Source organism: Psychrobium sp. MM17-31, from assembly GCF_022347785.1.
Lineage (GTDB): Bacteria > Pseudomonadota > Gammaproteobacteria > Enterobacterales > Psychrobiaceae > Psychrobium.
In genome coordinates, this window is sequence record NZ_JAKRGA010000003.1 from 750,473 (window position 1) to 766,234 (window position 15,762).

Sequence of the window (15,762 nt, forward strand, 5' to 3'; positions counted from 1 at the left end):
TCTTCTTCTTTTTTATGGATAAACATCCAAATTGAGGTTCCGCTCATTAAGATTTAAATGTTATATTGAGCAAAAGTTAAGTATCACTTCTCAATGGTTTCGTTATATTTAGCTTTACACCAAGAGCTAAAAACATCTGGTAAATATCAATGCATCAATTTAAAAACACACCAAACAAACAGCAAGGTTTTACGCTAATTGAGCTCATCGTTGTTATTATTATTTTAGGAATTATTGCTGTTACTGCGTTACCAAAATTTGTTAACTTCTCTACTCAAGCTCACTTGTCTGTATTCAAATCGACATTTGGTGCGTTCAAATCAGCAATGAATTCTCAACATCTATTATGGATCACGCGTGGTTCGCCTAAAGGTACAGATGCGCTTAACTTAAATGGTGATCTTGACTTTAATAGCTTTGGGTTACCAGCTGGTATTGATGATGGGGCAAACGTTGACTCACCAAAAGATTGTGTAGATATCTTCAATAGTATTATGAATGCTAGTGCATTATTAGCTGTACCTATTAACGATGGCAACGGAATAAAAAATCTCAGTCAGGATGTAGATATTGCAGTCACTAATAATTCTAGCATTTGCTATTACACTTTCGTGACTGAATCAAAAGAAGTTGGCTATAACGCTCGTCAATTCAGATATTTATACACCACTGGAGAGGTAATAGAGTGGCCTAATGGCTTTACTCTACGATAACTATAAGTTAGCGAATTACTTATATTATTACTTTCAACTTAATGGGTTAACCACTGAGAACTTGTTACTCGTTACGATGTATCAATATTAACGTATTACGCCCAATAAATTGGGATTATTTTATTGTCTAATTTGGTTCATTTACATGTTAAAACAATTGGTTGCTTGTTTCTTTACGTTAATTTTTCTCAGCGCCTGTGGCGAAGCACCTAGCCAATCTGAAAGCACCAGACAAGCCACGCCAGCTGCACCGACCGCTACTGTTCAACCAGCCCCGATTGAACCAAGTCAGCCGAAAGCGCCTCGCAAGCCAACCCTAGTTAACGAAAAAAGAGACTGGAATAAAATAAAGCAACTCAAAGTCATTCGAGCACTAAAGCTAAAATGGGAAGAGCCCACCAGCCTGCCGCGAGCTGGCGTTACTAGCCGTGTTCACATCGACTTATTTAATGACTTTGCAAAACAGCATCAATTAAAGGTGCAGTGGATAAACGTTGATAACTTAGCGCAAATGTTTGAGTTACTCAGTCAACACAAAGCCGACATCATTCCGCGCCACCTAAGTATTACGCCGCATCGGTTAAAGTCTATGAGTTTTAGCCAACCCATCATGTTAGATCAGGAATTGCTCATTGCTGCGGAGACAACGCCCTCCCCAACCACTGAGCAAACCGTTAAAGTACATGTGCCAAAAAGTAGTGCCTATATTGAATCAATTCAAAAAGCTTACCCACAGTGGACAATCACGGAGTTTGCCGACGACATCAATCAAGAGCAACTCGCTGATGACTTGCTTGCAAATAAATTCACTTTCACCGTGCTCGACAAAAATGCGTTCGATACATTAAAGCACTATCGACAAGGCTTGAAATCCCTTATAACGCTGCCTGAAACCAGAAAACTTGCATGGGCCGTAGCGCTAGAAAACAATTCGCTTTTAGAAAAGCTCAATAACTTTATCGCAGTCCACCATATCAGCAGTAGCACAGCGCAACCTCGTTTTCTTGACTTAACAGCGATGAAAGAAAAACACTTACCGCTGCGCATGATCACTAAAAACAGCCCCGAAACCTACTTTATGTGGCGCGGTGAGCTTGTTGGCTTTGAATATGAATTGATGCATGAGTTTGCCAAACGCCATAAACTTCGCTTAGAAGTTGTTGTTGCCGACTCGTATCAAGAGATGGAGGATCTGCTTAATCAAGGTAAAGGTGATGTTATTGCCTCGGCGCTCACCAAAACAGACAGCCGCATGCAGCAACTCACTATGAGTAGAAAATATCATACGGTATCTGAGTTATTAGTCAGTCATGAGCAGAGTGATAAAATCACCCAGCTTGCGGATTTAAACGGCCGCAGTATAACCGTGAGAAAATCCAGCGCCTTTTGGCAAACCGCACAGCAATTAGCTAAAGAATACGGCGCTATCATTGTTGCCGCCGACGAATCACTCTCAACGGAACTACTCATCGCACAAGTGGCGAACCAAGAAATTGACCTCACCATTGCAGACAGCGACTTAGTCGCTATTGAGCAAAAGTTTCGATCAAACATCGTTACGCCATTAACACTTAATAATGACATCGAATATGGCTATGCGATGCGTAAAGACAATCAGCAGTTGCTCTCGGCTTTAAATCAGTACGCGAAGAAAGAATATCGCCAGCTGTTTTTTAATATCGTTAAAAATAAATACTTTAAAAATACCAAGCACCAGAAACAGCACAGAGCAAAACGAATTTCAGCAGATTCAGCACTGTCACCCTACGATGTTTTGGTGCAGCCTAAAGCGCAAGAATATCAATTTGATTGGCGTTTAATCGTCGCACAGATGTATCAAGAAAGCCGCTTTAATCCCAACGCAAAATCAGCCGCAGGTGCGCAGGGTTTAATGCAAATAATGCCGAGAACCGGCAAAGAAATGGGATTCAATGACCTAACCAATCCCGAACAATCGATAGGCGCAGGTGTGCAATACCTTGATTGGACTCGCGCACGATTTAGTAAAAATCTAGCGCTGCAAGAACAAATCTACTTTTCACTCGCCGCTTATAATGCGGGTTTTGGCCACGTAAAAGACGCCCAGCTCCTCGCCAAACAAATGAACCTACGCAGCGATGTGTGGTTTAATAATGTCGAAAAAGCGATGTTGCTACTACAACAACCCAAATACTATAAAAAAGCCCGCTTTGGCTACTGTCGCGGCAGCGAACCTGTCAATTACGTAAGAGAAATCCAACAACGCTATTTAAGTTATGTCGATATCGTGCAATAACAATCGACTGTGCAGTGAAAACAAAAGTAGCTAATCAGCTTAAATTCAGTAATATGAACGACAAATAGTAGTAATAATTTGAAGGAAACACAATGAAAATAATCGTAGCCATTCTAGCTGCATGCTTGGCGGGATTTTGTTTTTATAACGCCTATGGCATTCAAGGCGTTACATTTGGCCGTTTAGGCTACTTAGCAGCTGGCGTTATTTCAACCATCGTCGTATTTGCCCCATTCGTTAAAAAACACGATGACGAGCAGTCTCGTAAGTTCTAAAAGCGTTTAAAATTCCAACACTTTAATGTCTGTGTCATTCGTTAATGAAATTCCTCGTCCATCTCAACATCGAATTTTAGTAAACTAACTGGCACCCCCCCCCTCTTTCCTTTTCGATTTAATGAACAATAATTATACGTTTGGCTAATATTTAGTAACAACATATGCCTATATTATTCCCTAATATGAGAATTAATTACTTGACGAATTAGTCCAATAAAGTAACTTAAACTCGAATAGATTAATCAATTTTGAGCACCGTAATTAGATTAATTTTATAAACCCAATTGCATGAAGCACACGTAGAAACATGGAGATAGTTGAATGGGATTTTCCTTATTCAAGGCGCCCGCGCCTGCTGAGCCGACTGCTGAGCAAATTCAAGCGACTAAATCACATCAAATCTTAGAGAGTTTAAAAAACTCTGTGGCGTTTATTGAATTTACGCCTGATGGCACTATTGTTGATGCTAATGACAACTTTCTCACTGCTGTTGGCTATTCGCTCGCTGAGATTAAAGGTAAGCACCATCGAATTTTCTGTGATCATGCCTACACCCAAACCAATGAATATTTAACCTTTTGGCAGAATTTAGCTGCTGGTAAGTCGTTAACCGATCGCTTTTTGCGTTTTGATAAATCAGGCACACCGATTTGGTTAGAGGCCAGTTATAACGCGGTTCGCGACGAAGATGGAGCGATTCGCTCCGTGGTTAAAATAGCCAGTGATATTACTGAATTCGTTGAAAAGTCCAATATTCAAGAAGGTATTTTAGCAGCGCTAGATCGCTCATCAGCCATTATTTCATTCGAGCTTAACGGCACCATTATCGAAGCTAACGATAATTTCTTAGGCGCAACAGGCTATAGTTTAAGTGATATTCAAGGACAACATCACCGCATGTTCTGTCCTGATGAGATTACTAATAGTCGCGACTACAGCGATTTTTGGGACAAGCTAAATCGCGGTGAGTTTGTGCAAGGTTTATTTGAGCGTCGCGATTCCCATGGCAACGTATTGTGGTTAGAGGCCAGTTATAACCCAATTCGCGATGCTAACGACAAGCTCATTCGTATCATTAAATTCGCCACTGATGTTACCGAGCGTGTGACTAACATTAAAAATGCCTCTAGTGCTGTGCATTCGACTGTTGATGCCACTGAGCAAGTTTCTGCCGAGGGACGCGAAGTGTTGGATCAAAGTGTCGGCATTATGGACGATGTCACCAAAAACGTTGAAGTGGTGGCCAGTGATATCAATGCGATTAACGAGCAATCGGATAAGATTAGCAATATCGTCAGTACGATTTCATCAATCGCCGATCAAACCAATCTGCTTGCCCTAAACGCCGCTATTGAAGCCGCTCGTGCTGGTGAACAAGGTCGTGGATTTGCGGTTGTTGCCGATGAAGTAAGACAACTTGCGGCGCGAACTAGTGCGTCGACAGCTGAAATATCTGAGGTAGTGAAAAATAACGCGGCCTTGTCTGCCGTGCTATCTAGAAATATTGTCGAAACCCAAGAAAAAGCGCAAGAAGGCAAAGGTTTCGTGTCAGAAGTGAACACTATTTTTGGCAAGATCAATCAAGGAATGAGTGGCGTCATCGCCGCAGTTGATCGTTTGCAATAATCTCTCTACGTTTTATGGCTCTCACTGCCCATATCAGCTGTATGGGCCTTTTTGCTCTCATCCCGCCTAATGACACACTAGTTCTTAGACCAAATTCCCACTATTTACTCAACGACATTTTCGATATTTCTGTTATGGTTAAAATAAAAGGGCTTAGTAACAGATGACAAATAATGTGGGATTTTCAACATCAGCAATCGACTTGACGCAAATCAATCAGTCACCGCAAGGCATCGACCAACAGATTAATCAGTTACTCACGCCAATCGCCGACACCTTTTCCAGTATTATTTTCTACGCCATCACCATTGGTGATAGCAAAATTCCTTTGATTCTTGTGTGGCTTATTGTCGCGGCGCTCGCCTTTACCTTGTATTTTGGCTTTCTCAACATTCGCGGCTTTAAACATGCCGTAAAAGTCGTTAAAGGTGATTATTCAAATCCTAATGATCCCGGTGAAGTTAGTCATTTTCAGGCATTATCCACCGCACTTTCTGGCACTGTCGGCCTTGGTAATATCGCGGGTGTTGCAGTCGCTATCTCCATCGGTGGCCCAGGTGCTACCTTTTGGATGATAATTGCTGGCCTGCTCGGCATGTCGACTAAATTTATTGAGTGTAGTTTAGGCGTTAAATACCGTCACATTGACGAGACAGGCAAGGTGCGCGGTGGCCCTATGTATTATTTACGCGACGGCCTCGCTGAGCTCGGCTTTGCAAAACTTGGTAAAGTACTCGCCGTATTTTTTGCTATCTGTTGTGTCGTTGCCTCGTTGTGTGGCAGTAATATGCTGCAGTCGAATCAGGCCTATCAACAATTTTTAGTCGCTATGGGTGGTGATAGCTCAATATGGAGCGATAAAGGCTGGCTGTTTGGCACCATTCTCGCAGCGTTAATTGCTGTGGTGATTATTGGCGGCATTAAGAAAATCGCTAAATTTACCTCAACCGTCGTGCCTGTTATGGCAGGAATATACTTGCTTGCGGCGCTATTTATATTGGCGGTTAATATCACGGAAATTCCCCGCGCCTTTGGCCTTATCTTCGAAGGTGCCTTTAATCCAGAAGGAGTTATGGGCGGCATTGTAGGCGTTATCATTCAAGGCTTTAAACGCTCGGCATTTTCCAGCGAAGCGGGTATGGGGGCTGCCGCTATCGCCCATGCCACCGCATCTACCAAAGAGCCAATTCGCGAGGGTTATGTTGCGCTGCTTGAGCCGTTTATCGATACCGTGGTTATTTGTACTATTACCGCTCTAGTGATTGTTATTACGGGTGCTTACACCTCATCAGATGGCATAGACGGTGTCGTGCTTACTTCCCGCGCTTTTGAAAGCGTTATTTGGTGGTTCCCTTATTTACTCAGCGTTGCTGTTTTACTCTTTGCTATTTCAACGATGATTTCGTGGGCCTATTACGGCTCTATCGCATGGGGTTACTTAGTCGGCGATTCTAAGGCCTTGGATTTACTCTACAAGTTTATTTTTTGCTTGTTTACGATTATCGGCGCATCAATAAGTTTAAAGGCAGTTATCGATATTTCAGATGCGATGTTTTTCTCAATGTCGATAGCCAATATTCTTGGGTTATATCTATTGGCCCCTCTAGTTAAGCGCGATTTATTGAGCTATCAGACAAAGTATCAGCATAATTCAACGGCAACAGCGCCTGCAGGAGAATAAGCCCATTATGAACAGTCAGTTATTACGCCGAAAACTTCATCAGCACCCAGAGCTATCACTTGAAGAACATGATACGGCAGCGCGAATTATCGACTTTATGCATGCGCTTAACCCTGATGCAGTAGTGAAAAATATAGGTGGCACAGGCGTCGCTATTACCTTTGGCAACATGGAGAACAGTGAAGAAACGCACGTCATGCTGCGCTGTGAATTAGATGCCCTGCCAATTACCGAACTCAACACTTTTGCCCATAAATCACAATGCCACGGCGTATCACACAAATGTGGTCATGATGGTCACATGGCGATTCTTGCTGCCGTTGCTGAGCATTACAGTCAACACAAGCCCCAAAACGGCCAAGTTACTTTACTGTTTCAACCTGCCGAGGAAACAGGTCAAGGTGCGGAAGCTGTTATTAACGATCCACAATTTCAGCTTTCACCCGATTACGTGTTTGCCCTCCACAATGTACCGAAATTTGAAATGGGAGAAATCATCGTAAAATCAGGCACCATGTGCTGCGCATCTCGAGGCGCAACAATTCGCTTTGAAGGTAAAACAGCCCATGCAGCGCAGCCAGAAACAGGCATTAGCCCAGTGCACGCCATTCATGCATTAATTCCTGTGCTCACCGATATGCCACAATTAATTAATGTAACTTCTCCATTTACGTTCGCGACTATTGTCGGCGTGAATATTGGCGAGAAAGCCTTTGGCACTGCGCCTAGTTTAGGTGAGGTTTACGTAACACTGCGCAGCGAAACCGACGCTGAAATGAGTCAGCTCATTTGCGAAATTGAAACACAGGCCACAGCACTGGCTGAGCAACATCAATTATCGTTATCGGTGAATTATGAAGATGTATTCGATGCGACTGTTAATCATCCACAAGCGGTAGATATCATCAAATCCGCATTAGCAGACGAGTCCGTTACGCTAACCGATACGCCGTTTCGATGGTCAGAAGATTTTGGACGCTTCACGCAGCGTCACTGCGGCGCGCTGTTTGGACTAGGCGCAGGTAAGGCCACGCCTGATTTGCACAATGCGGATTATGATTTTCCCGATGAACTCATTGCCACAGGCAGTGGATATTTTGTTAAGCTCATCGATCACATTTTAGACCTTAAATAGAATAGCGATTACGCCCCTGCTCTTTTGCGCGATAAAGCGCTTGATCTGCACGATGGTAAATCGCCTCATAACTACTAATACTGCCTTGAATACAGGCACAGCCGATACTGACAGTCACTTGACTCGATACCGCCGAATTTGGATGAGGAAATTGCTTGCCCTTTAAGGTGTTAATCACGTTCTGGGCGACAATTTGGCAATCGTCGAGATCGGTATTAGGGAGTATGATTCCAAATTCTTCACCGCCAACTCGGGCAACAACATCTGTTTCACGCTTAACGGCTTCTCCCAATGTTTTCGCTATTTGCTTGAGGCATTGATCGCCTTGCCAATGGCCCAAACTGTCGTTGTAGCGCTTAAAATAATCGACATCGAGGATCATAAGCGACACTGGTTGCTTGTTTCGATTATGCAATTCTAGCAAGTAATTAAGCTTTTCATCAAAGGCGCGGCGGTTATAGATTGCCGTTAAATCATCAATATTACGCAATACGGTGAGCTCTTTATTAAGCTCGACGAGTTTGCGGTGAGATTCCACTAAGCGCGTGTTGTGATTGACATGGGTAATAATAATCGCTGCGACAAAAAATGGGTATTTGATAAAAGAAACGAACAGCGGCATGCCCGATAAATCAACGTAATAAACCTGATAAAAAAGATGCGCAGCCATAATGGGAATGGTGCTTGCGATGACCATGAATCGGCTGGAATTAAAACACATTAATAACGAGAAAAAGCCGAGCAATAGCACCTTTTCCACCGCAGACTCTTCGCTCCACATCAGCATAATGCTATGCGCCATAAACAGCCAACTGACAATGACAATCAACGCCCCTGTGAGGACAATGTTATTTGGGAAGACCTTATATTTGCGCAGTTCAATGAAGTAGTAACCACATCCCACCACAAAAAACGTTAGATTGGCCAAATAGATTGGCGTGGCATACAAATTATCGCTAAAAGCATAATAACCAAGAATGGCTTGCACAAAACTCACCGTTGCCCACAACCACTTAAACGCTTGAGCACGGTTACAATAATCGACTTCTATAAATTGACTATTCATAGGCGATCTCTTTGAAAGAATAAAACAGGAATATATTAAAACCTGTTAATAGTATAGTGCTATTTTCTTATTAAAACTCAAACCCAGTTCAAGAATATTTTTAAATAAGTTCAACGCCTGTTGCATCCGCCAACTGTCTGCGCATGCGCTGCAGTGACTGATAAGGACGCAAATTAGCAATGAGTGCGCGAACCATCGTCTGGTTGACTTGTTCTTTATCTAACTCACTCTCGATAAGCTGCAAGGTATCCAATATTGCTCTACGTTCTACCGCATCCATGGTTTCGCAGGTTTCGCGCATTGCTATCAACGCACTTTCCGCTTTTTCACGCTGTGCTTGTTCACTGTCTAAATCACGGGTGAGTGGAAAATTTTCACGCGTTAATAACGGCTCAAGATCTGACACCACCAAAGATGATATTGAGCTATCAATACAAAAAGCAACTAACGACGCACAGCGCTCAATGGAAAAATCAGCTTCATCGAGGGTGAGATAAACTGAATATTCTTGGAGCAAACCATTCACCAAAGAAACGATATCAAACAACCAAGGTTTGATTTTTTCACCATAGGCCTGAGTCAACACACGCTGCTGTGAGAGATGATAATTGAGCCTACATTCTTGAACGACAGACATCAGTTCTTGCTCCATCACCAGAACATCGTCAGTCATAAATACTTGAATGAATGACCGCTCATTCAGCACTTCTTGAAACTCCTGCGCTAAATAAGCTTGCAACAATGCGCGCTCTTGTAACGTCGAATTTTCCAATAACTGTTCTACTAAACGGCAGCCTTTTTCGTCCGACTGCAATATCAGTGCTTTGACGATATCTATCTTACTCGCAAAATACGAATAAACCGATCCCTTTGCGATACCTGCACTCTCAGCAATATTAGCAATAGTAGTGCCCCGAAACCCTTTCTCGATAAAAATGGCTTTAGCGGTAGATAAAATGAGATCGCGTTTTGACATATAAAATTTGCAGCGCAGTTAAACAATGGGCTAACTATGCCACAAAAATCGACATTGACCAAGTGGTCACTTGACAATTGACCAACCGGTCATTATTTTAGATTTAAAGTCTACAAAAGTGACCAAGGGTTCAAGTTAGAGGTTTATATGTCAGAAACTGCAGCAACACACCAATCGCTTTGGAAGCTACTTGCTCCAATGCGCCCTACCAATCGCTCCTTTGCAGGATTAACCTTACTGGTGCTGATTACCACAGCATTAGAGTTAGTGCTGCCGCTTTATTCCAGCCATCTTGTCGATTCGATTGGTGTGCAAGGCGTGAGCACCAGTCTCATAGTGGGGTTAATTGTTATTGTATTGGCGGGTGCGGTTTGTGAAGCTATTCTCAGTTGGTATGGCGGCCGCCTCGGTCATCGCATCAGTTACAAGCTGCGTTTTAGTTTGATTGGGCGCTTACTTAACAGTCAAACTAGCCAAATGGATAACGAACACAGTGCTGAGCTAAGTGCCCGAGTAGTCAATGATTCATTCGAGGTAAAGTCGGTGTTAGCTGAAGACTTAATTGGTCTCCTCAGCGGCACAATTTCACTCTTTGCCGTTATCAGCATTATGTTTGTACTCGATTGGCGACTCACCTTAGTGCTCGTTGGTTGTGTAGTCACGGGTTTTATTTTAATCACGCCGATTGCCTTAATGATGAATAATGTGGGTAAATCGATGCAGGCAGCAGAAGCAAACTTACTAAAATACTTAACAGAGTGGCTGCGATATGCCCGCCTCATAAAAGCTCATAATGCCAACGAGCAACTTCATCAAAAATCGAAAGGACTGCTCGACGAGTGTTACAAGCACGAGATGAAAGCCACTTTTATCGAATCTCTTATCGGTCCTATCGCTAATCTCGTCTTAATGATCAGCATGATTGCCATCTTAGGTTTTTCTGCGCATTGGATGGCACAAGGTACTATGACGCTCGGCACAGTAACCGCATTCTTGCTCTATTTATTTGGTTTGGCCTTTCCATTGATGTCGATGGCGATGTTCTTTACCAATTTAAATCGCGCTATTGGCACCTCAAGTCGATTGTCTGAAATCGACAGCCTTAAACAAGAAGCCGTTAGTGGTGAGCAAGCGCTAACAAAAGTTGAAAGTGTTGCGTTTAACGAACTGAGTTTCTCTCGTGGTGAGCAGCAGATCCTTAACAAGGTGTCACATCAATTCAATGGCGCGGGCTTGAGTGTGGTGATTGGTGAAAGTGGCAGCGGTAAATCGACACTTCTTAACCAATTACTCGGATTCTATCCGGAAACACACTCACAAATCGCCATCAACCAACAGCCTTTAGCCAGTTATAATCTCAAGCAGCTACGCCAAGCTATCGCATGGGTCGACCAAGAGCCTAAACTACTACATGCAACAATTAGGGAAAACCTAACTTTGGGCCTCGATGAGGACCTTAGCCAAGAGTCACTATTTAACACCCTGCGTCAAGTTGGTCTTGACGATTGGTTAACACGCATTAATCACGATTTAGATGCCGTGGTGTCAGAGCAAGCTAATCAATTCTCAGGTGGCGAGAAGCAGCGCTTTGCCATTGCGCGAGCCATGCTACGACAAGCAAAAATTATCTTACTCGATGAACCAACATCGGCGTTAGATAAGCAAAAGAAATCGGCGTTAATGTCGCTTATTCGCGAGCTGGCAACAGACAGACGAATTATTATGATCTGTCATGATTTAGAGCTTATCGATAACGATGACGAAGTGATTGAAATTGCCGATGGCAAGATAGCGAGTAGTAAAGAGCCTATCGAAAATTAGATTTACAATTTTCGGTTGAGTCACTCATTGTTTTGCTGCAAAGTAGCGGCTCAATGAGTGACGATGGATCTAGGGCAATGTCCAACTTTTTACAGTTAGTTTTTCTCGGCGCAGTTTGGGGAGCATCTTTTTTGTTTATGCGAGTTGCCGCTATTCCCCTTGGCCCAGCCGTACTCATTGAAGGTCGCGTTCTTTCTGCCGCTATTGTGCTTAGTTTGATTGGCTTGTACTGGCGCAAAAATCTCAATCTTATGAGGCATCCAAAACACTTTTTGATCTTAGGTGTTGTGAACACTGGATTACCGTTTTTGCTCTTTGCCTATGCAGCACAAACCCTTAATGTTTCTACGTTAGCTATCTTAAATTCTACAGCTCCCATATGGAGTGCCATTATTGGCGCTGTTTGGTATAAAACTCGCTTGTCACTGTCGGTGATTGTGGGATTGATTTTAGGGATCTGTGGCGTTGTTATTCTAGTCGGATGGGATGCAATTAAACTGGGCTCTAATGCGATACTGCCAATTATCGCTGGTGCCGGAGCTGCATTTTGTTATGGCGTTGCAACTAACTATGCGAGTCACGCGCCGAAAATAGAAGCCTATAGTAATGCCCATGGCAACATGTGGGCTGCGGCAATATTAGTGTTGCCAGTCATTGCCTTTTTACCAGCTGCCGGCCCCGTTGATGCGAATATCGTTATTGCCGTGCTAATGCTCGGCATTTTATGTACCGCTATTGCATATCTCATTTATTTCAATTTAGTCGCCCAAATTGGCCCTTCATCCACGCTTTCAGTTACCTTTTTGATTCCCGTTTTTGGCATATTATGGGGTAACTTATTCTTAGGTGAGCCAGTGGGGCTCAATACCTTATTTGGCGGAACCTTGGTAATCATAGGCACCATGTATGTCACTGGTTTTTCACCTAAAATGCTCTTAAAAAGGAAAACAGCACAGCCAAATTAACAATTAATTAACAACGGTCTCGTTTTTTTTGACTTGATGTGATTAGATAGTATTACTTCATACTAATGGACGACACTTTTTGCGCAGGATGCAAGTTTTAAGGTGACCATGATTAAGCTCAACATAAAAACCAGAATCGTTGTTTTCGTTGTACTCTTTGAATTAGTCGCTTATGGCGCGATTCAAATATTTAATCATGTCATCTATAAGAAGGAACTTTTAGCGTTAAAAACCCAAGAAATTCAACAAATCTTCCATGTTGGTAACGAAAAAATCAACGCTGTTACACTACTCCTAGAGCGCAATGCAATACATTTAGCCGAAGTTGGCGAGCACCTTTATCAACTCAAGCAACAACAAGAGCTCAAAGACGATCAACTCGTCGATTTATTTCGGCAGTCACTGATTAGTAACTTTAGAGGTTTCCCTGAAGCCGTTGGTGGCGGCATTTGGTATGAGCCATACGCCTATGATAAGCGAGAACAATTTTTCGGTCCTTATGCTTATAACACCGACAAAGGGGTCGAGTTTACCTGGAGCTTGAGTACCATAGAGTACAATTATCACAGCATGGATTGGTACCAAGTGGCAGTGAAGTCTAACTGGGGAAGCGACCAGCCAGCCTACAAACCGGTCATTTGGACTCCGCCCTATGTCGATGATGCCGCTACTTATTCGTTAATGATGACGGTCGACGCCACCATGTATGACGATAATCGCAAGCCCATTGGCATTTCAACAGTGGATTGGTCTTTGGCGGATATTACCAAATTTATCAGTGGTTTAAACGTCACGCCAAATTCACAAAATTTCATGATCCACATTGATTCACAGCAGATCCTGAGTTTTCCTGCGTTACTTGCAGATCAGGCTCAGTGGCAGTCATTGCCATGGTTTAATGAATTTTTTATCGATATTCCCGTCGACTCTCTGATGCAAATTGCCGATATTGAATTGTCTGGCGTGTTATATCAGGTCTATTTCACTCGCACCCAATCTGGTTTTATCTTTGGCTCATTGATCCCAGCTAGCGATTTAGAAAACGATGTCAATGAAATTACTTGGATTACCTTATTAATGGGCAGTCTTATTGGCTTACTATTTTTAGCAGTTTTACTGGTGTTTCTGCGCTTATTATTTTCACCATTTGACCGTGTATTAGCACAGATAAAAGCGTCGATTACTCATGAAGAAGTCGATAACGAAGTTGTCACTGTGCATGCGATTGATTATCCACAGCGCAATGAATTTACGCCAATTATTGAAGCGCTAAACGAAGTGTACGGCCAAGTTAACACCTATATTAGTGATATTTCTCTGCATAATGCGCGGTTAAAAGTTTCCAAGCTAGAAGTAAAGCGCCTCAATGAGCAATTGGAAGAAAAAGTTATTGAACGCACTGAACAACTGCGCCTGAAAACCGAAGAAGCACAGGCTTCCCTCACTCACTTGCAAAACACTCAACGTCAACTTATCGAGCAAGAGAAGCATGCCTCGCTAGGACGTCTCGTCGCGGGAGTTTCGCATGAAATCAACACGCCACTGGGGGTAAGTATCACCGCCTGCTCTTACATCTTTGATGAACTAGAGCGCCTCAAAGAAAAAATCGCAGATCAATCGTTAACCAAAAACGATTTCGAGCAGCGCGTGCAACGTATTGCCGAAAGTGCTCAAGTACTTGAGGTCAATTTAAAACGCACCGGCGAGCTTGTATCAAGCTTTAAACAACTCGCGGTTGAAGAGTGTGACGAAGATATTCGCGAATTTGATATCGCTGATTATTTGGTAGAACTTATTGCGACTCTTAAGCCTAAAGTGAATCGCCACGAACACCATATTAATGTGTTTAAAGCGCCAAAACCTATCAGTATTCGCTCTAACCCTGCTGCGATTTCACTCGTTATTAGCAATATTGTTGATAACGCATTAACGCACGCCTTTAGACAGCCTCATGGCCATATCTTTGTAGAAATGCAGGATCTGAAAAATGAAATGTGTATTGTCATCAAAGACGATGGCGACGGCATGGATGAAGAAGTGGCTAGCCTGATTTTTGATCCATTCTTTACCACCACTCGCGGTGGGGGCAATAGCGGTTTAGGCATGCACATCGTTTACAACATTGTCACGCAGCAGTTACATGGCAATATTGAATGTAGAAGCACATTAGGGAACGGTACAGAGTTTGTGATTACCCTGCCTAAAGATTAAGGAAAATAGGTATAGAAAAGCAAAAAGCCCGTTTAATCAATTGATTAAACGGGCTTTTCTAAATAAGTGGCGGAGAGATAGGGATTTGAACCCTAGAGGGGCTATTAACCCCTGCCGGTTTTCAAGACCGGTGCATTCGACCACTCTGCCATCTCTCCGCAGCTGGTGATGCGCATATTAGTGAGCTTTTTGGATCTTGTAAAGCCTAATTTTAAAATAAAAATTCAATTGCGCACCTTATAACCAAAACTGTTGTTTTTTCAACGATTAGGTTGATTTCCCCTAATCAGTTACGGCGATAACAATTTGCGTTGCCAATTATCGGCATCGTCTTTGGTAAAGGTATAACGGTCGTGTAGGCGATCGGCACGGCCCTGCCACAACTCAATAGTATGCGGTGTTAGTTTAAAGCCGCCCCAAAACGGTGGCAGTGGGATCTCTTGTCCTGCGTATTTCGCTTCAATTTCTTTTACTTTCGCCGCCAGCGTTTCTCGGCTATCGATTTCACTACTTTGATATGACGCCCATGCGCCAATTTGACTGCCGCGAGGACGCGAATGGAAATAAGCCAAAGACTCTGCTTCGCTAACGCGCTCTATGCTGCCTTCAACGCGAACTTGACGCTGCAGAATATTCCAATGGAAAACCATGGCAGCATGGGGGTTATCTGTAAGCTCTTTACCCTTACGAGAGCCGTAATTGGTAAAGAACACAAACCCACTATCATCAAAGGACTTTAATAACACCACACGAGCTGAGGGCTTACCTTCAGGTGTAGCCGTTGCCAAGGTTAGTGATTCAGGCAATACGATACCCGCCTCTTGGGCTTGTTTAAACCACTGGCCAAACATCGCGATAGGATCGTCAAGTACATCGACGTTGACATTCGACCCAGTCACCCCTTGTCCTGCTGTTATTAAGCAGCGTAATTTAGTGAGAAACGACATAATTTCCTTAACAACTAATATTTTTCGGCAATTGTACAGCAAGTCATACGACGAGGTGTATGGATATG

Annotated in this window: 12 protein-coding genes and 1 tRNA gene; 9 read left to right on the forward strand and 4 right to left on the reverse strand. The window is 43.1% G+C overall.

What is annotated here, in order from left to right:
* Positions 1-149 precede the first annotated feature (149 nt).
* The 6 genes from MHM98_RS18820 to MHM98_RS12210 all read left to right on the forward strand — a co-directional run bounded on the left by MHM98_RS18820 (position 150) and on the right by MHM98_RS12210 (position 7,708).
* Positions 150-713, forward strand: a complete 564-nt coding sequence (locus MHM98_RS18820) for a prepilin-type N-terminal cleavage/methylation domain-containing protein (protein ID WP_275441547.1) — start codon at positions 150-152, stop codon at positions 711-713.
* Positions 714-858: 145 nt separating this feature from the next.
* Complete coding sequence (locus tag MHM98_RS12185; RefSeq protein WP_239439599.1) at positions 859-2,988, forward strand: transporter substrate-binding domain-containing protein; 2,130 nt, start codon at positions 859-861, stop codon at positions 2,986-2,988.
* Between the two features lie 92 nt (positions 2,989-3,080).
* Positions 3,081-3,263, forward strand: coding sequence for a hypothetical protein (locus MHM98_RS12190; protein WP_239439600.1), 183 nt, complete (start codon positions 3,081-3,083; stop codon positions 3,261-3,263).
* Positions 3,264-3,587: 324 nt separating this feature from the next.
* The gene (locus MHM98_RS18825) at positions 3,588-4,892 is read left to right on the forward strand and encodes a PAS domain-containing methyl-accepting chemotaxis protein (protein ID WP_275441548.1); all 1,305 of its coding nucleotides are present in this window, start codon (positions 3,588-3,590) and stop codon (positions 4,890-4,892) included.
* Positions 4,893-5,055: 163 nt separating this feature from the next.
* A complete protein-coding gene (locus MHM98_RS12205) occupies positions 5,056-6,573 on the forward strand; it encodes an alanine/glycine:cation symporter family protein (protein WP_239439601.1) in 1,518 nt (505 codons plus the stop codon).
* Positions 6,574-6,580: 7 nt separating this feature from the next.
* On the forward strand, positions 6,581-7,708 hold the full coding sequence (locus tag MHM98_RS12210; protein WP_239439602.1) for an amidohydrolase: 1,128 nt from the start codon (positions 6,581-6,583) through the stop codon (positions 7,706-7,708).
* Here the strand turns inward: MHM98_RS12210 and MHM98_RS12215 are convergent.
* Complete coding sequence (locus tag MHM98_RS12215; protein ID WP_239439603.1) at positions 7,701-8,774, reverse strand: diguanylate cyclase; 1,074 nt, start codon at positions 8,772-8,774, stop codon at positions 7,701-7,703. The genes MHM98_RS12210 and MHM98_RS12215 overlap by 8 nt on opposite strands.
* Before the next feature lie 100 nt (positions 8,775-8,874).
* A complete protein-coding gene (locus MHM98_RS12220; RefSeq protein ID WP_239439604.1) occupies positions 8,875-9,750 on the reverse strand; it encodes a TetR/AcrR family transcriptional regulator in 876 nt (291 codons plus the stop codon).
* 147 nt (positions 9,751-9,897) lie between these two features.
* On the opposite strand from MHM98_RS12220, the gene MHM98_RS12225 reads away from it, so the two are divergent.
* The 3 genes from MHM98_RS12225 to MHM98_RS12235 all read left to right on the forward strand — a co-directional run bounded on the left by MHM98_RS12225 (position 9,898) and on the right by MHM98_RS12235 (position 14,747).
* Positions 9,898-11,571 carry an ABC transporter ATP-binding protein gene (locus MHM98_RS12225; RefSeq protein ID WP_239439605.1) on the forward strand — a complete coding sequence of 558 codons (1,674 nt, stop codon included), beginning with the start codon at positions 9,898-9,900 and terminating at the stop codon, positions 11,569-11,571.
* A gap of 77 nt (positions 11,572-11,648) precedes the next feature.
* Positions 11,649-12,536, forward strand: coding sequence for a DMT family transporter (locus MHM98_RS12230; protein WP_239439606.1), 888 nt, complete (start codon positions 11,649-11,651; stop codon positions 12,534-12,536).
* Between the two features lie 108 nt (positions 12,537-12,644).
* Positions 12,645-14,747 (forward strand): sensor histidine kinase, encoded by a 2,103-nt coding sequence (locus tag MHM98_RS12235; RefSeq protein WP_239439607.1) that lies wholly within the window; start codon positions 12,645-12,647, stop codon positions 14,745-14,747.
* Positions 14,748-14,814: 67 nt separating this feature from the next.
* On the opposite strand, the gene MHM98_RS12240 is transcribed toward MHM98_RS12235, so the two are convergent.
* Together MHM98_RS12240 and pdxH are read right to left on the reverse strand one after the other, a co-directional pair.
* A tRNA-Ser gene (locus tag MHM98_RS12240) sits at positions 14,815-14,905 on the reverse strand.
* Between the two features lie 132 nt (positions 14,906-15,037).
* Positions 15,038-15,694, reverse strand: coding sequence for a pyridoxamine 5'-phosphate oxidase (gene pdxH, locus MHM98_RS12245; RefSeq protein ID WP_239439609.1), 657 nt, complete (start codon positions 15,692-15,694; stop codon positions 15,038-15,040).
* Between the last annotated feature and the right edge of the window lie 68 nt (positions 15,695-15,762).